The following is a 489-nucleotide window of genomic DNA, read 5'->3' on the forward strand; positions in this document are numbered from 1 at the left end:
AAAACTTAGCTTTATTATTTTTTGTTATTTTGAACCAGGTTTTATCTAATGCCCTTAGATGTCAGAAAGCTTCAGCAGGCCATATCCAGCTGTTCTTACAAAGATCAAAGTCACTTTAAAAAACGACTCAAGCAACTCTCATCACACGGTGATGATAACGCCCTAGAGGAAAAGCTTGAAAAGCTAACTCAAGAAATTGAGGAATCTAAAGATCGTCTAAGTAAAAAAATAAACCGTCCGGTTTCAATCAAATACCCGCCTCAGCTACCTGTCTCCCAAAAAGTTGACGACATTAGCAAGGCAATAAAGGATAACCAGGTTGTAATTGTTGCTGGTGAAACCGGATCAGGTAAAACGACTCAGCTGCCAAAAGCCTGTCTTCAAGCGGGGCTTGGAAGGAAGGGCCTTATCGGCCACACTCAGCCAAGGCGTCTCGCTGCACGCACCGTTTCGACGAGATTAGCGGAAGAGCTAAATTCCCCGCTTGGT

1 pseudogene is annotated in these 489 nt (G+C 43.6%); it reads left to right on the plus strand.

Going from position 1 to position 489, the window contains the following annotated elements:
* Window positions 1-48 precede the first annotated feature (48 nt).
* A pseudogene (locus A3766_RS24815) lies at window positions 49-489 on the plus strand (ATP-dependent RNA helicase HrpA); the annotation flags it as partial.

The sequence above is a fragment of the Oleiphilus sp. HI0132 genome (assembly GCF_001635845.1).